Raw genomic sequence first — 23,011 nt, 5'->3', positions numbered from 1 at the left:
CGCGCGAGCTTAGTACGGCGGCGCGACCCGCCCGCGCTGCGCCTTGGCCGCCTCCGCCCACCAGGCGAGATCGTCGGCGAAGCGGCCGAACTGGCGCTCCAGCGACTCGCCCGCGCCGCCGGTCGGGCGCGCCTCCGCGTCGAGCGTCTGTGCGATCGGGCCGACCACCAGCGTGCTGGAGATCACCGGCATCCCCATCTCGGGCAGGATCGCGTGCCACGCGCTGTTGCTGCGCGCGCCGCCGAGCCGTCCGGCCGAGTAGCTCGCCACCGCGGCGGGGCGCCAGAACCACTCCTCGAGATAATGGTCGGTGAGGTTCTTCAGCCCCGGCTGCGGACCCCAGTTGTACTCGCCTGTCACGAACACGAAGGCGTCGGCGTCGCGGATCTGGCCGGCCAGCCGCTCCATCGCCGCAGGCGCCTCGCCAGCGGGATATTCCTTGTACATCCGGTCGAGCAGCGGCAGCCCCACGTCCTTGGCGTCGACCAAGGTCGGCGCGTCACCGCGCGCGGCGAACCGATCGACGAGGTAGCGCGCCAGCCGGATGCCGGTGCGATCGGCGCGATACGAGCCGTAGAGGATCAGGACGTTCATCGCACCGTCCTGCCGGCCGCGTCGAGTCGGGTAAAGCCCCGCGCGGTGGCGCCGCGCGCGCGGGCGCGCTAGGCGCAGGCGCGATGACCGACGCCCCGCACCGCCTCGACTGCTCCGCCGCCGCGCTCACCGCCAACTGGCGCGCGCTCGCGCGGCTGAGCGGCGCGGCGGCGTGCGGCGCCGCGGTGAAGGCCGACGGCTACGGCCTCGGCGCGGTCGCGGTGGCGACGCGGCTCGCCGACGCGGGCTGCCGCGACTTCTACGTCGCGACCTGGGCCGAGGCGGCCGCGCTCGCCCCCGCGCTCGCCGGCGGTCCGGCGCGGATCGCGGTGCTCCACGGCGCGCGCGCGGCCGATCTCGCCCTCGCCGACCTGCCCGGCGTCCGCCCGGTCCTCTCCACCGCAGCGCAGGTACGGCGCTGGCGCGAGGCGGGCGCCGGGCGCGCGTGCGACGTGATGGTCGACACGGGCATGAACCGCCTCGGCTTGGCGCCGGAGGAGGTCGCCGACGGGCTGCTCGACGGGCTCGCGCTCGACACGCTGCTGAGCCATCTCGCCTGCGCCGACGAGCCCGGCCACCCGCTCAACGCGGTGCAGCGCGCGCGCTTCGCCGCGCTGACCGGTCGCACCGCGGCGAAGCGGTTGAGCCTGGCGAATTCGGCGGGCATCGCGCTCGGCGTCGACTATCACTTCGACCTCACCCGCCCCGGCCTCGCGCTCTACGGCGGGGTGCCGGTGGCCGCGCTCGGCGATGCCCTGCGCCCGGTCGCGACGGTCGCGGCGGAGGTGTTGCAGCGCCGCCTGGTGCGCGCGGGCGAGACGGTGGGCTATAACGCCACGTGGCGCGCGCGCGCCGACACCGCGGTGGTGATCGCCAACCTCGGCTATGCCGACGGCTATTATCGCGCCTTCTCCGATCGCGGCCGCGCCTATGCCGGGGACGCTCCGCTGCCGGTGATCGGGCGGGTCTCGATGGACCTGGTCGCACTCGACGCGACGGGGGTGGACGTCGACGAGGGCGACTGGCTGCGCTTCGACGCCGACCTGCCGGCGATGGCGGCGGCGAGCGGAACGAGCCAGTATGAGCTGCTCACCGGCCTGGGGCGGCGGCTGGAGCGACGCTGGACCTGAGGCGGGCGACCGAGCGGCCGCGCTCACCCCGCGACCCCGCGCAGCCACTCGGCGAGCGGATCGTAGAGCAGCGCCTGCGCGCGGCCGCCGACCATCATCCCGACGTGTCCCGCGCCGACGTCGCGCCGCTCGTCCAGCCCCGCCGCGGTCGCCGCGGGGACGATGCGGTCGCTCAGCGAGACGAACTCGATCGACGGGCAGGCCAGGTCGCCGGGCGTGACCGCGCGCCCGCCGACGTGCCAGGCACCCCCGCCCGGCGCGTCCTCTCCCACCAGCGCGCCGAACAGCTCCGCCCCCGCCGCATAGGTCAGCGGCGCACCCGCGTTCGCCCAGTCCTCGAGCAGCACGAAGCGCGCCAGCGTCGCCGCGTCCGTCGTCGCGAGCGCCTCGTATTTGGCGACGGTGCGCGCCGGGTCGAGCTGCCAGAAGCCCGACTGGAGCACCTCCATCGGCAGCACGCCGAGCGCGCGGCAGGCGGGCTCGGCCTGCTGCCACGACGCGCGCATCGCCGCGCGCGCGCGCTCGCCATAGCCGGTGAAGCGCCACGGCGCCGCCACCGTCGCCACGCCGGCGCAGCGTGGGCCGAGCAGCGCCGCCGCGGCGAGCGCCAGCGTGCCGCCCAGGCAATAGCCCACCAGCAGCGGCGGACGGTGGAGCCGCGCCAGCAGCGGCAGCAGCCGCTCGGTGACATGGCCGGCGAGGTCGAGCGCGGCGTCGCGCGCGCGCGGATGACCCCAGTCGAGCAGCCAGGGATGCAGGCCGGCGCCGGCGAGATGGTCGACCAGCGAGCGACCGCGCGCGAGATCGAGCACAGAGGGCGGGTTGATCAGCGACGGCACCAGCACCACCGGCGGCGCGTCGGTCGCGCCGCCGCCGTCGCGCAGCCGTGCCGCACCGCGGCGATACCGCACCGGCTTCATCCGCCGGCGCCCGCGCGGCGCCTCTTGGTAGCGCCGCAGTCCGGCGAGCGCCGCGGTCTGACGCTCGGAGGATGCTGCGGTCTCGCGGCGCAGCATGTCGAGGAACAGCGGCAACGGGCGAGGCACGTCGCGCTTGTGTTGCGGCGCGAAAAATTGTGCGTTACCGAAGGGACTATCCGTCATGGGGGCTCGCGCGATGAAGAAACAGCAGGGCGACGGCGTGGTCGTCATTAAGAAATACGCCAACCGCCGGCTCTACAACACCGAGAGTTCGTCCTACATCACGCTCGAGCATCTCGCCGCGATGACCCGCGCCGGGCGCGAGTTCAAGGTGGTCGACGCCAAGACCGACGAGGACATCACCCACAACGTCCTCACGCAGATCATCATGGAGGAGGAGAGCCGCGGCCAGACCATGCTGCCGGTCAACTTCCTGCGCCAGCTGATCGCGCTGTACGGCGACTCGATGCAGGCGATGGTGCCCGACTATCTCGAGGCGTCGATGGAGAGCTTCCGCCGCAACCAGACGCAGTTCAAGACCGCGGTCGAGGGTGCCTTCGCGGGCTCCCCCTTCGCCGAGATCGCCAAGCGCAACCTGGAGATGTTCGAGGCGGCGGCGAACGCGTTCAAGCCGGGCGCCACCCCGGCGCCGGCGGCGGACGCCACACCCGCGGCAGGCAAGGACGGCGAGATCGCCGCGCTCAAGGCCGAGCTGGCGCAGCTGCGCGACAAGGTCGACAAGCTGGGCGAGTGAGGGCGTTGGCCGGACGGTAACACGTCCCTGCGGCGACGGGCCCGCGGCGCGAATGTTGCGAATGTTGAGTCGCTGGCGCGTGTCGGGCGATCGTTGAGTCGCGGGAGCGTGTTGAGGCGCGAGGATCGAGGAAGGCGTCACCCGGCCCGTCTACCAGGGGTTGGGTAGCGTAGGACAGCGCTCGTCGTGTGCGTGACGGCGCGGGGCACGCGAAGCATCGTTCAGGCCGACGCACCGGCGCCACCACGAAGGCTGCACCGCGCAGATCGCGCCTTCCACCGCCTCGCGAACGCGCCGCGTGCCGGTGTCGGCAGGCCTCAACTCCTTAGGGCGTCATCCTGAGCTCGGCTCGAGATCGACGGGTCCGGCATGAAGAGCTGAGGGCGTTGCCCGCGCGGAGGCAGGGATCCCGGCTCGAGGCCGGGATGACGGTGGTGGAACAAGGACGAACCCAGCAGCACCTGGATTCGCGGCACGGTGGATCCTAGACAAGCTCAGGATGACGCCGAGCGATAGGGGAGCTGCGGCACTCCCTCAGCGCGGCTTGACGAAGCGGAGCGTCATCCGGTCGCTCTCGCCGATCGCCGCATATCGCGCGCGGTCCTTGTCCTTGAGCGCGTAGCTCGGCGGCAGCGTCCACACGCCCTCGGGCCAGTCGGCGCTGTCCTTGGGATTGGCGTTGATCTCGGAGCGGCCCGCCAGCTTGAACCCCGCCGCGATGGCGAAGCCGATCACCGAGCTGGGCTTCATATAGCCGCTCTTCTCCTCCGCCGCGCTGGAGCGCGACTCGGGCAGGCGGTGCTCGACCACGCCGAGCGTGCCGCCCGGCTTGAGCATCTTGTACATCGCCGCGAACATCGCGCGCGCGCGATCCTCGCCGCCGAAGCGCCAGTTGTGGACGTTGCGGAAGGTCAGCACCACGTCGGCGCTGCCGTCGGGCACGCCGGGCTGGCCCGCCTCCGTCGGGAAGGCGGCGAGCTTGACCTTGCCGTAGGTGGCGGTGTCCTTCGCCTGCAGCGCCCGCACCGCGCCAAGTCCCTTCTCCCATGGGCCGGCGGCATAATAGGCGCCGGCGCGCGAGGTCAGCGGGGCGAGGATCTCGGTGTACCAGCCGCCGCCCGGCCACACTTCCACCACCGTGTCGCCGGGCTTGACCCCGAAGAAGGCGAGCGTCTGCGCCGGATGGCGGTAGCGGTCGCGCGCCACGTTGGCGGCGGTGCGCGTCGGCGCGGCGACCGCGGCGGCGATCGGCGCGGGGACATTGGGAGTGCTGGCCGCGACGAGCAACGGGGCGGCGAGCAGCAGGGAGCAGGCGAGACGATGCATCGGCGATCCTCCGGGACGATGACGCACAGGCTGACGCGCGCGTGAGCGATGCGCAAGCCTCGCTCGTCGCGATCGCCTTGCTGGCGTTCGCGCTGGCGCTGTTCGCCGGCTGGCGCGCGCACCGCCGCACGCGCCGCGCCGACCCCGACGCGGTCGGCTGGGTCGACTGGACGCTGGTGCAGATGGCGGCGCTGATCGCGCTGGCGGTGTCGGGCTATGTCGCGCTGAAAGGGTGAGGCTGGGCGGGAACGGCGGCGGGCAGCCCGCGCTCAGTAGAAGCGCCGCAGCACCAGCACGCGCTCGCCGGCGCCGTCGCACAAGGTGAGCCGCACCGCGCGTCCCGGCGCCCCCGTCGCCCAGCCGGCGACCGGCTGGCTCGCATAGCCCGGCCCGACGGCGGCGCCGTCGACCGCGCAGATCGTGTCGCCCACGCGCCAGCCCGCCGCCGCGGAGGGGCCGCCGCGCATGACGTGGAGCACCTTGAGCCGGTCGCTCGCCAGCCCGAGCAGCAACCCGCTGGTCGAGCGCGCCACTGCCGTGCCACCCGGCAGCGCGCGCAGCAGCATGTGCCCCGCGCCCGGATCGAGCAGCACGCGATAGCGCTGGAGGAAGCCCGAGCCGATCCGCCCCGCCACCCCGATCGTGTCGGAGAAGCCGCCGGCGGGCTCGACGCGCAGCTCGACGTCGCGTGCCGCTACCCGACCGACCTGCAGCCGCGGCACGATCGCGAGCTCGCTCACCACCGCCCCGGCCAGCCCGTAGGAGACGGTGGTGGTGGTCGGCACCGCGCGCGCCGCCATGCCCACCGTCGCCCAGGACTCGGCGCCGAGGGTGATCGACGAGCCGTCGCCGGTATCGACCACCATCGGGCGCAGCCGCGCGCGCCCGAGCGCCACCTCGCTGACGTAGACCAGCCGGTCGGGCGCGATCGCGAGCGGCGCGCTCAGCCCGGCGAAGGGCACGCGCCCGCTGCGCAGCAGGCGGAAGCGTCGCGCGCCATAGTCGATGTCGAGCGCGTAGGCGGCGGTGAGGTCGCGCCCGACGAGCAGGTCGACCGGGGTGGCGCTGCCGGTCGCGGCGGCGGGCAGCTCGGCCACCGCGAGGCTGCCGCCGCGCCGCGTGAGCCCGCCGAGCGCCAGCGTCGCGGTGTCGACGCGTCCGACGTCGACGCTGCCGCCGATCACCGTCGCCTGCCCCTCGGCCCGCACCGTCAGCCGATTGGCAAGGGCATAGCGCTTGGCCAGCACCGAGTAGCTCACCCCGGTGTCGAGCACCGCGATGACGTCGCGGCCGTCGAGCGTCATGCGGAAGCGGATCTGGTTGCCGGGAGTCAGGTCGAAATCGACCCAGCGCGCCTCCGCGTCGGGCGCGAGTGCGCTGCTGCCCGCCCAGGCGGCGCGCGGCTCGGGCAGCGGCGGCGCCGCGGCGGCGAGCAGCAGCGGCAGCAACAGGAGGGATCGGGCGCGCACCGCGCGGGTGTAGCGCATCGCCGCGACGAGTCACGGGCAGAGCGGGAGGACGGGTGTGTCGCTATGGGTGTCGGGCCGTCCTTACCTCCGGGCAGATCGGCCACCACCCTTAGCTTTGTGCGCGTCGAGGGGTGGCCCCAGGCGCATCTGTTCTCGGACCAAAGGGCCACCTACCCGTTCCGTCATCCCGGACTTGTTCCGGGATCCACCGTGCCGCGAACTCAGGACCCGTTGCTCATGCGGGCAAGTGGATCCCGGACCAAGTCCGGGATGACGACAGAGTCGAGGCTGCCCCCGACCTGTGTCGCCCACCTATGCGGCAGGGCCCTCTAGAAGCTCGCCTCGGCATAGACCTTCGACACGTCGCCGCCCCACGCACCGTGATAGCGCTCGAGCAGCTGCTCGGCGGGGACCTTGCCGCTGCGGACGATCTCGCGCAGCGGCTCGAGGAAGCCGGTCTCGTCGTCCCCTGCGGCATTGGTGCGCCCACGCGCGCGCAGGCCGAGCGTGGCGATGTCAAGCACCGCGCCCGCGATGTCGCGCAGCGTGCCGCCGCGCGGGAGCGGCGCGGCGAGCCCCAGCCGCGGCACCGAGTCGCGCAGCGTCTGGCGCTCGTCGAGCGTCCAGTCCTTGACGAGGTCCCAGGCGGCGTCGAGCGCGCCCTGGTCGTAGAGCAGGCCGACCCACAGAGCCGGCAGCGCGCAGATCCGGTTCCACGGCCCGCCGTCGGCGCCGCGCATCTCGAGGAAGGTCTTCAGCCGCACCTCGGGGAAGGCGGTGGAGAGATGGTCGTTCCAGTCGTCGAGCGTCGGCTTCTCGCCCGGCAGCACGCTCAGCTCGCCGCGCAGGAAGTCGCGGAACGACAGGCCCGCGGCGTCGATGTAGCGGCCCTCGCGATAGACGAAGTACATCGGCACATCGAGCATATAGTCGGCGTAGCGCTCGTAGCCGAAGCCGTCCTCGAACACGAACGGCAGCATGCCGGTGCGCGCCGGGTCGGTGTCGGACCAGATATGGCTTCGATAGGAGAGGAAGCCGTTGGGCTTGCCCTCGGTGAAAGGCGAGTTGGCGAACAGCGCGGTGGCGAGCGGCTGGAGCGCGAGGCCTACCCGGAACTTCTTCGCCATGTCCGCCTCGGACGCATAGTCGAGGTTCACCTGGATGGTGCAGGTGCGCAGCATCATGTCGAGCCCCATCGTGCCGACGCGCGGCATGTGGCGCAGCATGATCGCATAGCGGCCCTTGGGCATGATCGGCAGCTCGGCGCGGGTCTTGTCGGGCCACATGCCGAGCCCGAGGAAGCCGATCCCCAGCGCCTCGCCCGCGGCCTTGACCTGGGCGAGGTGGCGCCCGGTCTCGGCGCAGGTCTGGTGCAGATTCTCGAGCGGCGCGCCCGAGAGCTCGAACTGCCCCGCGGGCTCGAGGCTGACGCTGCCGTCGGCGCCGCTGAGCGCGATGACGTTCCCGCCCTCCTCGACCGGGCGCCAGCCGTGCTGGACCAGCTCGCCGAGCAGCGCGCGGATGCCGGCGGGCTCGTCATAGGAGGGTGCGTGATGGTCGCCGAGCGCGTAGACGAACTTTTCATGCTCGGTGCCGATGCGCCAGCGCGGCGCCGGCTTCTCCCCCGAGGCGAGATGAGCGATCAGTTGGTCGCGCGATTCGATGACCGCCGCGTTGTGATCCGAAACGGTCTTCGTCGTCATGGCGCCGCGCTTACGCGCGGATGAACGAGCGCGCTAGAGCCGATCGACGTCGGCTTGACGCAGGTCGAGCGGCGGCAAGCAGGCCTTGAGCAGCAGCCACGTCGGATCGCCTGGACGATCGTGTTGGCTAGGCCTCACCAATCCCCCGCCGCCGCCATCCACAGCGCCACCGACGCCGCCGCGGCGGTATCGGCGCGCAGGATGCGCGGGCCGAGCGTGATCGCCACCGCCTGCGGCAGTGCCCGGATCAGCGCGCGCTCCTCGTCGTCGAAGCCGCCCTCGGGACCGATCAGGATCGCCGCCGGCCCCGCGTGCGCGCGCATCGCCGCCGCGGCGGCCACACCGCCGGTCTCGTCGGCGAAGAACAACGCGCGTTCCGCCGGCCAGTCGCGCAGCAGCGCGGGCAGCTTCACCATCGGCGCCAGCTCGGGCACCGCGGTTCGCCCGCACTGCTCGGCCGCCTCGATCATGTGTGCGCGCAGCCGCTCGGCATTGGGCTTGTCGACCACGGTGCGCCGCGTCACCACCGGCACCAGCCGCGCCACGCCGAGTTCGCACGCCTTCTCGGCGAGCCAGTCGACTCGCCCCTTCTTGAGCGGCGCGGCGGCGAGCCACAGGTCGGGCACCGGCTCGCGCTCGGCCAGCCGCTCGGTGACGTCCAGCACCAGGTCGCGCTTGCCGACGCTCGCCGCGGTGGCGAGCCACTCGCCGGTGACGTCGTCGAACAGCCGCACCGGATCGCCGGCGCGCAGTCGCATCACCGCGATGAGATAGTGCGCCTGCGCTCCGGCGAGCGCGCGCGGGCCGGGGGCGAGCGGCGCCTCGACGTACAGCCGCGGGGTCGAGCGCGGCGGCCAGGCGGGAGTCGCGCCCATCAGCGGCGCCCGCGCGCGAGCAGCAGCCGCGCGATCAGGAACGCAGCGCCGCCGAGCAGCGCGATGCCGATGACGCTCACCGCGATGCCCCCCGCCACCCGCAGGATCGCGTAGAACAGGGCCTCGAAGAATCGACCGAGCGCGACCGAGAGATGGATCACCTCCCTGTCACGCGGGACCAGCGCTGCTCGCGGCACCCGAAGCCGGCGAAGAGACACCCCTCGGCGACCAGCGTGTCGCGACCCTCCAGGTGCAGCGTGCCGTCGACCTCGCTGCCGATGTCGGGGACGAAGACGGTACCGGCATATTGTCCGTCCTCGCCGCGCTCGAAGCCGCGGAACAAAGCGGTGCCGATCAGCCGTTCGGTGCCACCCGCCGCGGCGTCGGCGCGCGCCTTCTCGCTCGCGGCCACGACGGTGCCGCACATGCCCGGCTCGCCGCGGCACGGCGCGACTCGGATGCGGACGCTGTCGGTCGCGTTGCGCCACGTGCCCGCGAGCGGGTCCGCCGCGGCGGCGGGAGCGGGGGCGAGCGCGAGCAGCAGGGCGAGCGGGAGCATGCCGGCGAGATAGGGGCGGAAACGGGCGGTTTTAAGTCCGCGCGGGTCGGTCGATCGCGGGGGCTCGTACCCCGGCAAAGGCCGGGGCCCAACCGGGAAGGCGGAGGTGAGACCCATCAGCGTCTCCCACCTGGGCCCCGGCCTGCGCCGGGGCACGTTTTCGATCAGCCCGGCTGCGCCGCCAGCCGTACCGCCACGGCCTCGGCCACCTTGATCCCGTCGACCGCGGCGGAGAGAATGCCGCCGGCATAGCCCGCACCCTCCCCCGCGGGGTAGAGCCCGGCGGTGTTGAGGCTCTGGAAGTCGGCACCGCGGGTGAAGCGTACCGGCGAGGAGGTGCGCGTCTCCACCCCGGTCATCACCGCGTCGGGATGGTCGTAGCCGCGGATCTGGCGACCGAACACCGGCAGCGCCTCGCGCATCGCCTGTATCGCGAAATCGGGCAGGCAGGCGCTGAGGTCGGTCGGCGTCACGCCCGGGCGATAGCTCGGTGTGACGCTGCCCAGCGCGATTGAGGCGCGGCCCTCGAGGAAGTCGCCGACGCGCTGCGCCGGGGCGCGATAGTCGCGCCCGCCGGCGACGAAGGCGCGCTCCTCCCAGTGCCGCTGGAGCGCGATGCCAGCGAGCGGGTCGCCGGGATAGTCGCGCGCCGGGTCGATCGCGACCACCAGCCCGGAGTTGGCGTTGCGCTCGTTACGCGAATATTGGCTCATGCCGTTGGTGGCGACGCGTCCCACCTCCGAGGTGGCGGCGACCACCGTGCCGCCCGGGCACATGCAGAAGCTGTAGACGGTGCGGCCGTTCGAACAGTGATGCGAGATATGATATTCGGCCGCACCCAGCGCGGGGTGGCCGGCGTCGTCGCCGAAGCGCGCGCGATCGATCCACGACTGCGGATGCTCGATCCGCACGCCCAGCGAGAAGGGCTTGGCCTCGGCATGCACCCCCGCCTCGACCAGCATGCCGAACGTGTCGCGCGCGCTGTGGCCGACCGCGAGCACGACGTGCTCCGCCTCCAGGTACGAACCGTCGTGGAGGTGCAGCCCGCGCACGCGGCGCTCACCGCGCGCGTCCGCCTCGACGTGGAGCCCGTCGACGCGCGTCGAGAAGCGATACTCGCCGCCCAGCGCCTCGATCGACGCGCGCATGCTCTCGACCATCGTCACCAGCCGGAAGGTGCCGATGTGCGGGTGCGCCTCGGTGAGGATCTCGGCCGGCGCGCCGGCGGCGACGAATTCCTCGAGCACCTTGCGGTTGAGGTGGCGCGGGTCCTTGATGCGGCTGTAGAGCTTGCCGTCGGAGAAGGTGCCCGCGCCGCCCTCGCCATATTGCACGTTCGACTCGGGGACGAGCACGCCGCGGCGCCACAGCCCCCAGGTGTCCTTGGTGCGCTCGCGCACCACCTTGCCGCGCTCGAGCAGGATCGGGCGGAAGCCCGCCTGCGCCAGGATCAGCGCGGCGAACAGCCCGCACGGCCCGGCGCCGATCACCACCGGGCGCTGGCGCGAGCCGCCGCCAGGGGCGAGCACGGGGGCACGGTAGGAGGTGTCGGGGGTCGGGCGGACGTCCTTGTCGGCGCCGAGCCGCGCCATCACCGCTGCCTCGTCGCGCAGTGCGACGTCGACCGAATAGACCAAGGCGATTCGCCCGCGCCCGCGCGCGTCGTGCCCGCGGCGCGCCACCTGCCAGCCGAGTACGTCGTTGGCGGCGACGCCGAGCCGCTCGTGCAGCGCCGCCGGGAGCGCGTCGTCGTCGTGCCGCAGCGGCAGGCGCAGGTTGGAGAGCCGGATCATCGCCGCGCCTTACACCGCGCGTGGGCAGCGGCCAACGTGAGTCGGGCGGCGGCAGACCTTGCAGATCCTCCCCGCGCGGCGGGGAGGGGGACCGCTCGCCAAAGGCGAGTGGTGGAGGGGGCTCTCCTCGCAGCGCAGCGCTTGTGGATGCCCCCATCCACCACCGCTTCGCGGCGGTCCCCCCCCCCGTGCCGGGGAGGATCTTGCGCGTCTCACAGCTTCTCGGTGAGCTCCGGGACGATCTTGAACAGGTCGCCGACCAGGCCGACGTCGGCGACCTGGAAGATCGGCGCGTCCTCGTCCTTGTTGATCGCGACGATGATCTTGGAATCCTTCATCCCGGCGAGATGCTGGATCGCGCCCGAGATGCCGACCGCGACATAGACCTCCGGCGCGACGATCTTGCCGGTCTGGCCGACCTGATAGTCGTTGGGGACATAGCCCGCGTCGACCGCGGCGCGGCTCGCGCCCACCGCCGCGCCGAGCTTGTCGGCGAGCGGCTCGATCAGCTCGTGGAACTTCTCGCCCGAGCCGAGCGCGCGCCCGCCCGAGACGATCACGCGCGCGCTGGTCAGCTCGGGGCGGGTCAGCGCCGCGATCTCCGCGCCCTCGAAGGTCGCCAGCCCGGTGTCACCGGTGGCCGCCACCGCCTCGATCGTGCCGCTGCCGCCCTCGGGGGACGCCTTCTCGAAGGCGGTGCCGCGCACCGTCAGCACCTTCTTGGCGTCGCGCGTCTGCACCGTGGCGATCGCATTGCCGGCGTAGATCGGGCGGGTGAACGTGTCCTCGCCCTCGACCGACAGCACGTCGCTGATCTGCATGACGTCGAGCAGAGCGGCGACGCGCGGCGCGATCGCCTTGCCGGTGGTGGTGGCGGGGGCGACGAAAGCGTCGTGGTGCCCCATCAGCTCGACCACCAGCGGCGCGACATTCTCGGCGAGCTGGTGCGCATAGGCGGCGTCGTCAGCGACATGAACCTTGCCCACGCCCGCGATCTTGGCGGCCGCCTGCGCGACGCCGTCGACGCCCTGCCCTGCGACCAGCAGGTGGACCTCGCCGAGCTTGGCCGCCGCGGTCACCGCGCTGAGCGTGGCGTCCTTGACGGACTGGCCGTCGTGCTCGACCCAAACCAGAGTCTTCATGCTGCGCTCCCTTACTTCGCGATGCCGAGCGACTTGAGCTTGCCTGCCAGCTCGTCGACGTCGGCGACCTTGACGCCCGCGGTGCGCTTGGCCGGCTCGGCCACCTTCACCGTGGTGAGCCGCGGCGCGACGTCGACGCCGATGTCGGCGGCGGTCTTGGTCGCGAGCGGCTTCGACTTGGCCTTCATGATGTTGGGCAGCGAGGCGTAGCGCGGCTCGTTGAGGCGCAGGTCGGTCGTCACGATCGCGGGGAGCGTGTAGCGATCGGTCTCGAGCCCGCCGTCGACTTCGCGCGTCACCGTCACCGCCTCGGCGCTCAGCTCCACCTTGGAGGCGAAGGTCGCCTGGCCCCAGCCGAGCAACGCGGCCAGCATCTGGCCGGTCTGGTTGTTGTCGTCGTCGATCGCCTGCTTGCCGAGGATGACGAGCTGCGGCTGCTCCTCCGCGACGATCTTGGCAAGGATCTTGGCGACGCCGAGCGGCTCGACCTTGGTGTCGCTGGTGACGAGGATGGCGCGATCGGCGCCCATCGCCAGCGCGGTGCGCAGCGTGTCCTGCGCCTTGAGCTCGCCGATCGAGACCGCGACGATCTCGGTGACGGTCCCCTTCTCCTTGAGCCGGATCGCCTCCTCGACCGCGATCTCGTCGAAGGGGTTCATGCTCATCTTGACGTTGGCGAGGTCGACGCCCGAGCCGTCCGCCTTCACACGGGGTTTCACGTTATAGTCAAGCACGCGCTTGACCGGCACCAAGACCTTCATCAGCGTCCTTCCGATCCTGCGGTCGGGGCGCGCGTTCGCGGCCCCGTTATGGGCTCCACATGGCGGTTTTCCGCGCTTTTCGCAAGTTCAGTACGGAAAGCGCGGTTGCCGTAGCGGCAGCGTTCGCGGCGTCAACGCGCGGGGCGCGGACATGGTGGCGAGGGTGGGTGATTTTCGCGTCGTGCCGCGGCAATCGGCGACGTCCTGGTGGAGAGACGACGCAGGAGCGCGCTACGCCTTGGCTCATACCCAACCGTCATCCCGGACTTGGTCCGGGATCCACCGTGCCGCGTACCCAGCGGCCGATGAGGGCGCGGAAGGGTGGATCCCGGACCAAGTCCGGGATGACGGCAGAGAGCCGGGAAAACGGTATGGACCCGGGTGCCGATCGCGAGAGAAAAAGGGGCGGCCCCAACAGGCGCCGCCCCATCTCCCCTCAGGCGACTTTCTTCACCTCGGCGACGATCTTCTGCGCGGCGTCGCCCAGGTCGTTGGCGGGGACGATCGCGAGGCCGGAGGTGGACAGGATCTCCTTGCCCTTCTCCACATTGGTGCCCTCGAGCCGGACGACCAGCGGCACCGACAGGTTCACTTCCTTCGCCGCGGCGACGATGCCCTCGGCGATGATGTCGCACTTCATGATGCCGCCGAAGATGTTGACCAGGATGCCCTTCACCGCGGGATCGGCAAGGATGATCTTGAACGCCGCGGTCACCTTCTCCTTGCTCGCGCCGCCGCCGACGTCGAGGAAGTTGGCGGGGAACATGCCGTTGAGCTTGATGATGTCCATCGTCGCCATGGCGAGGCCGGCACCGTTGACCATGCAGCCGATGTCGCCGTCCAGCTTGATATAGGCGAGGTCGTACTTGGACGCCTCGAGCTCGGCCGGATCCTCCTCGGTCTCGTCGCGCAGCTCGGCGAGGTCCTTGTGGCGGAACACCGCATTGCCGTCGAAGCCGACCTTGGCATCGAGCACCATCAGCTTGTTGTCATCGGTCACCGCGAGCGGGTTGATCTCGATCTGCGAGGCGTCGGTGCCGAGGAAGGTGTCGTACACCTTGCCCGCTAGGCTGTGCGCCTGCTTGGCGAGGTCGCCGGTGAGCCCGAGCGCGTTCGCGACGGCGCGGCCGTGGTGCGGCTGGAAACCGGTCGCCGGGTCGACCGCGAGAGTGTGGATCTTCTCGGGCGTGTCGTGCGCGACGGTCTCGATGTCCATGCCGCCCTCGGTCGAGACGACGAAGGCGACCCGGCCGGTGGCGCGGTCGACCAGCAGCGCGAGGTAGAATTCTTTGGCGATGTCGACGCCGTCGGTGACGTAGAGGCGGTTGACCTGCTTGCCGGCGTCGCCGGTCTGGATCGTCACCAGCGTGTTGCCGAGCATCTCGGTGGCGGCGTGGCGCACCTCCTCCTCGGTCTTGGCGAGGCGGACACCGCCCTTGGCCTCGGCCGGCAGCTCCTTGAACTTGCCCTTGCCGCGCCCGCCGGCGTGGATCTGCGCCTTGACCACGTAGAGCGGCCCGGGCAGCTTCTTGGACGCGGCGACCGCCTCCTCCACGCTCATCGCGGCGAAGCCCGCGGGCACCGGCACGCCGAACTTCGCGAGCAGCTCCTTGGCCTGGTATTCGTGGATGTTCATGCGCGGTCTCCGAGACAGCAGGACAGACTAGACTGGAGCGTGCCTTAGGCGCTTGCGGCCGGGGAATCCACCCCGGGGTTATCGTTTCTGGGTGAGTCACCGCAGTTGCGAGGCGATAGCAATAGGGTGAATGAGCGCCTCTCGGGGAAGCCCAGGCACCGACGCGAGCACCCCCTACCCGTTCGTCATTCCGGAATTGGTCCGGGATCCACCGCGCCGCCTTCTCAGTGGCCGATGAGTGCGCGGACGGGTGGATCCCGGAACAAGTCCGGGATGACGGTCAGGTAGTGGGGCAAAGGGGCTCCACTCATCGCAGCGTTTCTCCTCGCGATCTTCCTCGCGGCAACGGACTCGGCACCGTCCCGTGTTTGCGGTTGCCGATCTGTTCCGCGTGGCGCACAGCGGGAGCGTGACGTCGCCCTTTCCCGCGCTGCCGCATCCCGCGCTCCATGCCAGCCACTCGGGCGTGTGGGTGGCGCGCGGCGGCGAGACGCGCGCGCTGTCGCGTGGCGAGGCGATCCGGCTCGCCGCCGACACGCCGGTCATCCTGCTCAACGCGCCGCTGGTGGCGCAGCGGCTCGGCTACGCCGAGCTGTCCGGGCTCGACCTGCTCGAGCTGTTCGCCTTCCTCCATCCCGCGCGCTTCGCGGTGCCCACCCCGCGCGGGATCGCGCAGGTGAGCGGGCTCGACGCCCCCGCGCGCGACGAGGGCGTCGCCGCCTTCCTTGCCGCGGCCGCCGAGAAGCTGCTCGCGGTGACGCAGGCGAGCGACTGGCCCGAGCGCGAGGGCGCCTGGACCGCGGCGCAGTCGCTCACCCGCGCGCGCTGGCCTTGGGCACCGATCGTCGCGCCGCGGATCGCCAAGCCGGCGCAGCACGAGCGCTGGCTGTTCTCGCGCCTGCCCGAGTGGCAGGAGGCCGCGCCGCGCCCCGCGCCGCGCGCGGTGACGCTCGACGACGCCGCGGTGCTCGACCGGCTCGCGGCGCTCGTCGGCAGCGGCGCCGAGCTGCGCACCGGCCAGCGCGCTTATGCCGCCGCCGCCGCAGCCGCCTTCGCGCCGCGGATGGCGCGCGACATGCCCAATCTGGTGCTCGCCGAGGCGGGGACCGGGATCGGCAAGACGCTCGGCTATCTCGCTCCCGCGAGCCTGTGGGCCGAGCAGGCCGGCGGCGCGGTGTGGATCTCCACCTACACCAAGGCGCTCCAGCGCCAGCTGGGGCATGAGACGCGGCGGCTCCACCCCGATCGTGCGGTGCGCAAGGCGCGCGTGGTGACCCGCAAGGGCCGCGAGAACTACCTCTGCCTGCTCAACCTCGAGGACGCGCTCCAGGGCGGGTTCGCCGGGCGTGCCGCGATCCTGGCACATCTGGTGGCGCGCTGGGCAGCCTATAGCGACGACGGCGACATGGTCGGGGGCGACCTGCCCGGCTGGCTCGTCACGCTCTTCCGCCGCAACGGCTCGGCGGCGCTGACCGACCGGCGCGGCGAGTGCGTCTATGCCGGCTGCCCGCACTATCGCCGCTGCTTCATCGAGCGCGCCGCGCGCGCCTCGGCCGAGGCGGACCTCGTCATCGCCAACCACGCGCTGGTGATGGTCAACGCCGCGCGCGGGCGCGAGACCGCCACGCGGCCGACACGCTACGTGTTCGACGAGGGGCATCACCTGTTCGACGCCGCCGACGCGATGTTCGGCACCGCCCTGACCGGGCAGGAGACGATCGAGCTGCGCCGCTGGATCGTCGGCCCCGAGGGCAACGCACGCGGGCGGCGGCGCGGGCTCCAGGCGCGACTGTCCGACCTCGCCAGCTACGACGAGCAGGGCGCGCGCGCGATCACCGAGATCGTCGCCGCGGCGGGGGCGCTCGCCGCCGACGGGTGGCTCCAGCGAGTCGCCGAGGGACAGCCGTTCGGCGCGATCGAGACCTTGCTCGCCGCCGTGCGTGGGGTCGCCTATGCGCGCGCCGAGCAGGACGCCGACGCGGGCTACGGCCTGGAGACCGAGCTAGCCGAACCGACCCCCGAGTTGATCGAGGCCGCGGCACCCGCCGCGCACGCGCTTGATTCGTTGGTGCGGCCGATGGTGGCGCTGGGCAAGAGGCTGGAGGCGGTGCTCGCCGACGCGCCCGACTGGATGGACGCGCCGGCGCGCGCGCGGGTCGAGGGCGCGATCGCCTCGCTCGGCTGGCGCGCCGAGACGGTCGCGGCGTGGCTGGCGCTGCTCGCGCGCGTCGGCGGGCCGGCCGACCCGCGCCACGTCGACTGGCTCGCGGTCGAGCGCGGCGAGGGGCGCGAATATGACATCGGGCTGCACCGTCGCTGGCTCGACCCGACGCTGCCCTTCGCCGAGACCGTGCTCAAGCCCGCCCACGGCGCGCTCGTCACCTCGGCGACGCTGACCGCAGGGGGCGACTGGGAGACCGCCGAGGCGCGCGTCGGCGCGCCGCACCTCCAGCGCGCGCCGGGCCGCTTCACCGCGCCGAGCCCGTTCGACTATGCGCGCAACGCCGAGGTGGTGATCGTCACCGATATCAAGCGCGGCGACGTGCCCGCGCTCGCCAACGCCTATGCGCGGCTGATCGAGGCGTCGGGCGGCGGCGCGCTCGGGCTGTTCACCGCGATCCGCCGGCTGCGCGCGGTTCACGCGCGCGTCGCCGACCGGCTCGCGCGCGCCGGGCTGCCGCTCCACGCGCAGCACGTCGACCCGATCGACACGGGCACGTTGGTCGACATCTTCCGCGACGATCCCCACGCCAGCCTGCTCGGCACCGACGCGCTGCGCGACGGCGTCGACGTGCCCGGCCAGTCGCTGCGGCTGGTGGTGATGGAGGGCGTGCCCTGGCCCAAGCCCACCGTGCTCCACGCCGCCCGCCGGCTCGCCGGGGGCGGCAGCGCCTATGACGACCGCATCGTGCGCGCGCGGCTGGCGCAGGCGTTCGGGCGGCTGATCCGGCGCGGCGACGACGCCGGCATGTTCGTGCTGCTGTCGGCGGCGATGCCGTCGCGGCTGCTCGACGCCTTCCCGCAAGGCGTCAGAGTGTCCCGCGTGCCGCTGGACGAGGCGGTGAATCGCGTGCGGCAGCGGCTTTCCACGGCGGGGCCGATCGGGCATGAGGCCGACCTCGACGACGCCCGAGCGGAGCTGCCCGAATGAAGACGCTGACGCTGCTGCGCCACGCCAAGTCGGGCTGGGACGATGCCGTGCCGCGCGACCTCGACCGCCCGCTCAACGGCAAGGGACGCCGCGCCGCACAGGCGATGGGGCGCGAGATCAGGGCGATCGGGCTCGACTTCGACCGCGTGCTCGCCTCTCCCGCGGTGCGCGTGCGCGAGACGCTCGGCGAGCTCGAGCGCGGGCTCGGCCGCGCGCTGGCGCCGGAGTGGGATCGGCGGTTGTATCTCGCCTCGGCGGCGACATTGCTCGACCTGGTGCACGAGCAGGACAACGCGGCGGAGACGCTGCTGCTGATCGGCCACAATCCCGGGTTGGCGGAACTGGTGCTCACGCTGGTGCCCGACGCGCCGGGCGGGCTGCGCGACGCGGTGGAGGAGAAGTATCCGACTGCCACGCTGGCCGAGATGACCTTCGCGGCGACTGATTGGCGCGCGGTGGCGCAGGGCGGCGCGACGCTGACGCGCTTTGTCCGCCCGCGGGATATCGACCCGACGCTGGGGCCGGACGGGGAGTAGCGGATCGTCGGGCGAAACGCGAGATCCTCCCCTGCAAGGGGCAGTGGCAGCGCGCAGCGCTGACGGAGGGGGGTCTCCGCGAACGCCACGCTCGCTGCGCACAGCAAGCGCGCTACTTTGCAGGAACGCGATCAACTGAGCGACTCGCCCGCGCAGAGCCCCCTCCACCACCGGCCTGCGGCCGGCGGTCCCCCTCCCCGCCGTGCGGGGAGGATCTAGCGCGCAGCACTAAAGCCCGCATGCATGCGGTGCATGCGCTTCTTTATTCCCCATCGACGAACTCGGCTTTTACAAGCACATTGATCGTAGAGGGGAGTTTCCATGCACCGTCGCCGTCTGTTCGCGTTCCTCACCACCACCGCGGGACTCGCCGTCGCACTCCCCGCGCCCGCGCAGCAGGCGCCCGACGCGCCGGCGCAGGACACCGCTGCCGCCACCCCGACGCCCGCGCCGTCCCCTGCCAACCCCGCCGACGGCGACGTCGTCGTCACCGCGCGGTTCCGCAACGAGTCGCTCCAGCAGGTGCCGATCGCGATCACCGCGCTCAGCGGCGCCTCGCTTGCCGAGCGCCAGCTCAACAACGTCCAGGCGATCACCGCCGCAATCCCCTCGGTCAACTTCCGCACCGGCGCGTCGAACAAGGACCGCACGATCTTCATCCGCGGCGTCGGCACGATCACCACCTCGCCCGGCGTCGAGCCCTCGGTCTCGACCGTGCTCGACGGCGTGGTGCTGACCCGCCCGGGTCAGGCCACGCTCGACCTCGGCGAGGTCGAGCGGATCGAGGTGCTGCGCGGGCCGCAGGGCACCTTGTTCGGCAAGAACGCCTCGGCCGGCGTGGTCAACATCGTCACGCGCGATCCTGGCGACACGTTCGCGGCCTTCGGCGAGCTCGGCGCCACCACCGACGAAGAGTATCGGGTCAAGGCGGGCGTGTCGGGACCGCTGATCCCGGGCAAGCTCGCCGCGCTGATCGGCGGCCTCTACGACGACTTCGACGGCAACACGCGCAACGTCGTGACCGGCAACGACACCAACGCCTCGCGCCGCTACGGTGTGCGCGCCAAACTGGTCGCCACCCCGACCGAGACGCTCAAGCTCACCGCGATCGGCGACTATCTCAACACGAAGGAGACGGTGGCGGCGGTCTACTCATCCGCGAGCCAGATCGCCTATCCGAGCCGCGCAGTGACGACCTCCGCGCCGCTCCTCGCCGCGCTCGGCGCGCAGGGGATCACCCCCTCGCCGACCAACCGGGCCAACGCCACCGACATCGACACCGACGTGCGCGACGAGAATTACGGCGGCTCGCTCACCGCCGAGCTCGGGCTGGGCGACTATCAGGTCACCTCGATCACCGCGTGGCGCCAGTGGCTCAATCACCAGCGCCAGGACTATGACGGTCTCACCGGGCTGAGCACCGCCTTCCCGCAGGGGCTCGACGACGGCACGGTGAACAGCAAGCAATTCTCGCAGGAGCTGCGGCTCACCTCGCCGCGCGGCGGGCTGATCGACTATGTCGTCGGCGCCTATTACCTGCGCGGCGAGACCGACGAGCGCTACCAGCGCACGCTCACCACGCTGACCGCGGGCGCGCCGCTCACCACCATAGGCGTCGCCAACTACGGGATCACCAGCCACAATTACGCTCTGTTCGGCGAGGCCAACGTCAATTTCAGCGCGGCCTTCCGCGCGATCGCGGGCTATCGCTCGACCTGGGACACGCTCGACTTCTACCACGTCCGCACGTCGAGCAACGACCCGACCAACAGCGGCGCGGCCGCGCTCGATCGCCCCGCGATCCGCGCCTATCACAACGCCAGCGGCAGCACCGACCGGCGCGGCGACAGCTACCGGCTCGGCCTCCAGCTCGATCTCGGCGCGCGCGCGCAGACCTATTTCACCTACTCGCGCGGCTACAAGGGCCCGGCGTACAACGTCTATTTCAACATGCGCTCGCTCAACGCGACGACCTTGCTGGACGAGCTGCCGCTCAGCCCGGAGACGAGCGACTCGTTCGAGATCGGGCTCAAGGGCAGCACCGGCGACCGCGCGCTGAGCTACAGCCTCGCCGCCTACACCACGACCTTCGACGGCTATCAGGCCAATTTCAACGACGTGGTCAACGGCGCGCAGGTTACCCGGCTGATCAACGCCGGCTCGGTGCGCTCGCGCGGGGTCGAGGCCGACGTGACGCTGCGCCCGACCGCGGGGCTGACGGTCGACCTCTCGGGCGCCTTCACCGACGCCACCGTGCGCGACTTCCTCTGCCCGCCCGGTGCGCCGACCAGCTGCAACATCAACGGCCAGCCTTTGCCCTTCGCGCCGCGCGTGAAGCTGTACGAGAACGCCGCCTATCGCTTCGCGCTGAGCGACTCGCTGTCGATGGAGCTGCAGAGCGACGTCAGCTTCAGCTCGAAGACGCAATATTCGCTCAACCAGACGCCGAGCACGATCCAGCCCGCCTATGCGATCTGGAACGCCAGCGTCGCGCTGATCCGCCCCGGCGAAGGCTGGCAGCTGCGCGCCTACGTCAAGAACATCACCGACCAATCCTATGCCAGCTTCCTCGCCAACGGTTCGTTCGCTGGCACGGTGCGGTTCGTGCCGCGCGATGACCGGCGCTATGCCGGGCTACTGCTGCGCAAGGATTTTTGAGGATGACTGACGACGCAACGCGACGCGGCGTATTGCTGGCTGGGACCGGGGGCGCGTTCGGACTGTACAGCTGGGCGGCGAGCGCGGCGGAGGCGGCGACGCCCGCGCCGCGCCGCTCGCGCCGGCTCGCGCGCGTGCCCGGCACGAAGCCGCGCAACATCCTCTTCGTGCTGACCGACGACCATCGCTACGACGCGATGGGCTTCATGAAGGCACAGGATTTCGGCGACACACCGACGCTCGACCGGCTGGCGCGCGAGGGCACGCATTTCCGCAACGCCTTCGTCACCACCGCCCTCTGCTCGCCGAGCCGCGCCTCGATCTTCACCGGCCTGTACGCGCATCAGCACAAGGTGGTGGACAACAACCACCCGATCCCGCCCGGGCTGGTCTATTACCCCGAGTACCTCCAGGCCGCCGGCTATGACACCGCCTTCATCGGCAAATGGCACATGGGCGAGGAGGGCGACTCGCCCCAGCCCGGTTTCGACCGCTGGGTCAGCTTTCGCGGCCAGGGCAGCTATCTGCCCGAGGCGAACGGGCTCAACGTCGACGGGCGGAAGGTGCCGCAGAAGGGCTATATCACCGACGAGCTGACCGAGTACGCGCTCGACTGGCTCGGCGAGCGGCCCACGGGCAAGCCGTGGATGATGCACCTCGCGCACAAGGCGGTGCACTCCGAGTTCATCCCGGCCGAGCGCCACAGGGGCCGCTACGACAAGGAGACCTTCCGCTACCCGGCGTCGATGAAGCCGGGCGTGGCGGGGCGGCCGATGTGGGTCGAGAACCAGCGCAACAGCTGGCACGGCGTCGGCTACCCCTATCACGGCACGCTCGACATCGGCGACTATTACAAGCGCTACATGGAGACGTTGCTCGCGGTCGACGAGGGGCTGGCGCGGATCATGGACCTGCTCGAGAAGCGCGGCGAGCTCGACGATACGCTGATCCTCTACATGGGCGACAACGGCTTCATGTTCGGCGAGCACGGGCTGATCGACAAGCGCGCCGCGTACGAAGAATCAATGCGCGTGCCGATGCTGGCGCGCTGCCCCTCGCTGTTTCCCGCGGGCAGCGTGGTCGAGCAGGTGGTCGCCAACATCGACGTCGCGCCGACCATGCTCGCCGCCGCCGGGCTGTGCGCGCCCGCGGACATGGCGGGCGCGAACATGCTGCCGCTCGCCCGCGGCGGCGCGGTGCCGTGGCGGCGTGAATTGCTCTACGAATATTATTGGGAGCGCAACTTCCCGCAGACCCCGACCGTCCACGCGCTCCGCGAGGATCGCTACAAATACATGCACTTTCACGGCATCTGGGACCTCGACGAGCTGTACGACCTCGCCGCGGACCCGCACGAGAGCAACAATCTGCTGGCGCGGCCCGGCCACGAGGACCTCGCCGCGCGGATGAGCGGCAAGCTGTTCGCGCTGCTCGAGACGACCGGCGGCATGGCGATACCGCTCAGCGCCGACGCGGGCGTGCGCAACGACCTGCGCGATCCGAAGGGGCCGCGTCAGGCGCCCTTCCCGGCGGGCTTCTTCCGCCCGCCGAGTGCCGGCTAGGGTCTGACCCATTGTAGCGGGAGCGTGCTCCGACGAGAGCGGGACCTTTGCGAAAGTTGCGGAACGTTCCTCCTCTTCCGTCATCCCGGACTTGTTCCGGGATCCACTTCACCGCGAAAGCAACGCGTTATGTGTTTGCGGCCCGGTGGATCCCGGACCAAGTCCGGGATGACGAGTGGGTTTTGCAAAGGTTTCCCGCGAAAGCTGGAGCCTCGGGGTAGCGGACGCGGCGTTCGTGGCCCTGCGCTGGCGCAGGCGCACGCTCGTGTTTCCGATTCGGCGGACCACGCTCCAATCGCACCGGAACGGGTCATCTCGCCGCACCGGGTGACGCGAAACTGTAAAAAGGTTCCCTCGCGTCAGCCTCCCTGCCCCAATGGGGCTGGAAATTTTGTTGCCGAGTTGCTATATGAGACCGGCACGGGCGCATTCGTTCTCGCGT

The 23,011-nt window shown here is 71.5% G+C and carries 19 protein-coding genes; 7 read left to right on the top strand and 12 right to left on the bottom strand.

The window, feature by feature from the left end:
* Window positions 1-9: 9 nt before the first annotated feature.
* Window positions 10-594 (bottom strand): NADPH-dependent FMN reductase, encoded by a 585-nt coding sequence (locus FHY03_RS11315; RefSeq protein ID WP_183930821.1) that lies wholly within the window; start codon window positions 592-594, stop codon window positions 10-12.
* A gap of 83 nt (window positions 595-677) precedes the next feature.
* On the opposite strand from FHY03_RS11315, the gene alr reads away from it, so the two are divergent.
* Complete coding sequence (gene alr, locus FHY03_RS11310; protein WP_183930819.1) at window positions 678-1,724, top strand: alanine racemase; 1,047 nt, start codon at window positions 678-680, stop codon at window positions 1,722-1,724.
* 23 nt (window positions 1,725-1,747) lie between these two features.
* On the opposite strand, the gene FHY03_RS11305 is transcribed toward alr, so the two are convergent.
* Window positions 1,748-2,770 (bottom strand): alpha/beta hydrolase, encoded by a 1,023-nt coding sequence (locus FHY03_RS11305; protein WP_311721383.1) that lies wholly within the window; start codon window positions 2,768-2,770, stop codon window positions 1,748-1,750.
* 70 nt (window positions 2,771-2,840) lie between these two features.
* Here FHY03_RS11305 and phaR point away from each other — a divergent pair, with 70 nt between their 5' ends.
* The gene (phaR, locus tag FHY03_RS11300) at window positions 2,841-3,398 is read left to right on the top strand and encodes a polyhydroxyalkanoate synthesis repressor PhaR (protein WP_183922213.1); all 558 of its coding nucleotides are present in this window, start codon (window positions 2,841-2,843) and stop codon (window positions 3,396-3,398) included.
* A gap of 534 nt (window positions 3,399-3,932) precedes the next feature.
* Here the strand turns inward: phaR and FHY03_RS11295 are convergent.
* Window positions 3,933-4,724, bottom strand: a complete 792-nt coding sequence (locus FHY03_RS11295; RefSeq protein ID WP_183930817.1) for a class I SAM-dependent methyltransferase — start codon at window positions 4,722-4,724, stop codon at window positions 3,933-3,935.
* A gap of 41 nt (window positions 4,725-4,765) precedes the next feature.
* On the opposite strand from FHY03_RS11295, the gene FHY03_RS11290 reads away from it, so the two are divergent.
* Window positions 4,766-4,960: a hypothetical protein gene (locus tag FHY03_RS11290; RefSeq protein WP_183931378.1), complete on the top strand. Its 195-nt coding sequence runs from the start codon at window positions 4,766-4,768 to the stop codon at window positions 4,958-4,960.
* A gap of 33 nt (window positions 4,961-4,993) precedes the next feature.
* On the opposite strand, the gene FHY03_RS11285 is transcribed toward FHY03_RS11290, so the two are convergent.
* The 9 genes from FHY03_RS11285 to sucC form a co-directional block, all read right to left on the bottom strand.
* The gene (locus FHY03_RS11285; RefSeq protein ID WP_183930815.1) at window positions 4,994-6,211 is read right to left on the bottom strand and encodes an aspartyl protease family protein; all 1,218 of its coding nucleotides are present in this window, start codon (window positions 6,209-6,211) and stop codon (window positions 4,994-4,996) included.
* Window positions 6,212-6,522: 311 nt separating this feature from the next.
* Window positions 6,523-7,896 carry a glutamate--cysteine ligase gene (locus FHY03_RS11280; protein ID WP_183922219.1) on the bottom strand — a complete coding sequence of 458 codons (1,374 nt, stop codon included), beginning with the start codon at window positions 7,894-7,896 and terminating at the stop codon, window positions 6,523-6,525.
* A 134-nt stretch (window positions 7,897-8,030) separates the two neighbouring features.
* The gene (locus FHY03_RS11275; RefSeq protein WP_183930813.1) at window positions 8,031-8,771 is read right to left on the bottom strand and encodes a 16S rRNA (uracil(1498)-N(3))-methyltransferase; all 741 of its coding nucleotides are present in this window, start codon (window positions 8,769-8,771) and stop codon (window positions 8,031-8,033) included.
* A complete protein-coding gene (locus FHY03_RS11270; protein ID WP_183922224.1) occupies window positions 8,771-8,932 on the bottom strand; it encodes a hypothetical protein in 162 nt (53 codons plus the stop codon). The genes FHY03_RS11275 and FHY03_RS11270 overlap by 1 nt, the downstream gene beginning before the upstream one ends.
* Complete coding sequence (locus FHY03_RS11265; RefSeq protein ID WP_183930811.1) at window positions 8,929-9,330, bottom strand: DUF2147 domain-containing protein; 402 nt, start codon at window positions 9,328-9,330, stop codon at window positions 8,929-8,931. Before FHY03_RS11265 ends, FHY03_RS11270 begins: the two co-directional genes overlap by 4 nt.
* Before the next feature lie 164 nt (window positions 9,331-9,494).
* Complete coding sequence (locus FHY03_RS11260) at window positions 9,495-11,123, bottom strand: NAD(P)/FAD-dependent oxidoreductase (protein WP_183930809.1); 1,629 nt, start codon at window positions 11,121-11,123, stop codon at window positions 9,495-9,497.
* Between the two features lie 212 nt (window positions 11,124-11,335).
* Complete coding sequence (locus FHY03_RS11255; RefSeq protein ID WP_183922229.1) at window positions 11,336-12,265, bottom strand: electron transfer flavoprotein subunit alpha/FixB family protein; 930 nt, start codon at window positions 12,263-12,265, stop codon at window positions 11,336-11,338.
* Between the two features lie 11 nt (window positions 12,266-12,276).
* Window positions 12,277-13,026, bottom strand: a complete 750-nt coding sequence (locus FHY03_RS11250) for an electron transfer flavoprotein subunit beta/FixA family protein (protein WP_183930807.1) — start codon at window positions 13,024-13,026, stop codon at window positions 12,277-12,279.
* 436 nt (window positions 13,027-13,462) lie between these two features.
* Window positions 13,463-14,662, bottom strand: coding sequence for an ADP-forming succinate--CoA ligase subunit beta (sucC, locus tag FHY03_RS11245; RefSeq protein WP_183930805.1), 1,200 nt, complete (start codon window positions 14,660-14,662; stop codon window positions 13,463-13,465).
* A gap of 409 nt (window positions 14,663-15,071) precedes the next feature.
* Between sucC and FHY03_RS11240 the strand changes: the two genes are divergently transcribed.
* The 4 genes from FHY03_RS11240 (at window position 15,072) to FHY03_RS11225 (ending at window position 22,569) form a co-directional block, all read left to right on the top strand.
* Entirely contained in the window at window positions 15,072-17,813 is a 2,742-nt protein-coding gene (locus tag FHY03_RS11240) for an ATP-dependent DNA helicase (RefSeq protein WP_311721376.1), read from the top strand.
* A complete protein-coding gene (locus FHY03_RS11235; protein ID WP_183922237.1) occupies window positions 17,810-18,349 on the top strand; it encodes a histidine phosphatase family protein in 540 nt (179 codons plus the stop codon). Before FHY03_RS11240 ends, FHY03_RS11235 begins: the two co-directional genes overlap by 4 nt.
* Before the next feature lie 321 nt (window positions 18,350-18,670).
* The gene (locus tag FHY03_RS11230) at window positions 18,671-21,007 is read left to right on the top strand and encodes a TonB-dependent receptor (RefSeq protein ID WP_183930803.1); all 2,337 of its coding nucleotides are present in this window, start codon (window positions 18,671-18,673) and stop codon (window positions 21,005-21,007) included.
* A gap of 2 nt (window positions 21,008-21,009) precedes the next feature.
* Window positions 21,010-22,569, top strand: coding sequence for a sulfatase (locus FHY03_RS11225; RefSeq protein WP_183922240.1), 1,560 nt, complete (start codon window positions 21,010-21,012; stop codon window positions 22,567-22,569).
* Window positions 22,570-23,011 lie beyond the last annotated feature (442 nt).

It is taken from the genome of Sphingomonas sp. BK345 (assembly GCF_014193845.1).
Lineage (GTDB): Bacteria > Pseudomonadota > Alphaproteobacteria > Sphingomonadales > Sphingomonadaceae > Sphingomonas.
The sequence above is the reverse complement of the archived record's forward strand: the minus strand, read 5'-3'. Positions and strand labels throughout refer to the sequence as shown.

Coding starts and splice junctions, on each gene's coding strand:
- FHY03_RS11315 (WP_183930821.1), bottom strand. CDS start 594: ATGAACGTCCTGATCCTCTACGGCTCGTATCGCGCCGATCGCACCGGC.
- alr (WP_183930819.1), top strand. CDS start 678: ATGACCGACGCCCCGCACCGCCTCGACTGCTCCGCCGCCGCGCTCACC.
- phaR (WP_183922213.1), top strand. CDS start 2,841: ATGAAGAAACAGCAGGGCGACGGCGTGGTCGTCATTAAGAAATACGCC.
- FHY03_RS11295 (WP_183930817.1), bottom strand. CDS start 4,724: ATGCATCGTCTCGCCTGCTCCCTGCTGCTCGCCGCCCCGTTGCTCGTC.
- FHY03_RS11285 (WP_183930815.1), bottom strand. CDS start 6,211: ATGCGCTACACCCGCGCGGTGCGCGCCCGATCCCTCCTGTTGCTGCCG.
- FHY03_RS11280 (WP_183922219.1), bottom strand. CDS start 7,896: ATGACGACGAAGACCGTTTCGGATCACAACGCGGCGGTCATCGAATCG.
- FHY03_RS11275 (WP_183930813.1), bottom strand. CDS start 8,771: ATGGGCGCGACTCCCGCCTGGCCGCCGCGCTCGACCCCGCGGCTGTAC.
- FHY03_RS11265 (WP_183930811.1), bottom strand. CDS start 9,330: ATGCTCCCGCTCGCCCTGCTGCTCGCGCTCGCCCCCGCTCCCGCCGCC.
- FHY03_RS11260 (WP_183930809.1), bottom strand. CDS start 11,123: ATGATCCGGCTCTCCAACCTGCGCCTGCCGCTGCGGCACGACGACGAC.
- FHY03_RS11255 (WP_183922229.1), bottom strand. CDS start 12,265: ATGAAGACTCTGGTTTGGGTCGAGCACGACGGCCAGTCCGTCAAGGAC.
- FHY03_RS11250 (WP_183930807.1), bottom strand. CDS start 13,026: ATGAAGGTCTTGGTGCCGGTCAAGCGCGTGCTTGACTATAACGTGAAA.
- sucC (WP_183930805.1), bottom strand. CDS start 14,662: ATGAACATCCACGAATACCAGGCCAAGGAGCTGCTCGCGAAGTTCGGC.
- FHY03_RS11235 (WP_183922237.1), top strand. CDS start 17,810: ATGAAGACGCTGACGCTGCTGCGCCACGCCAAGTCGGGCTGGGACGAT.
- FHY03_RS11230 (WP_183930803.1), top strand. CDS start 18,671: ATGCACCGTCGCCGTCTGTTCGCGTTCCTCACCACCACCGCGGGACTC.
- FHY03_RS11225 (WP_183922240.1), top strand. CDS start 21,010: ATGACTGACGACGCAACGCGACGCGGCGTATTGCTGGCTGGGACCGGG.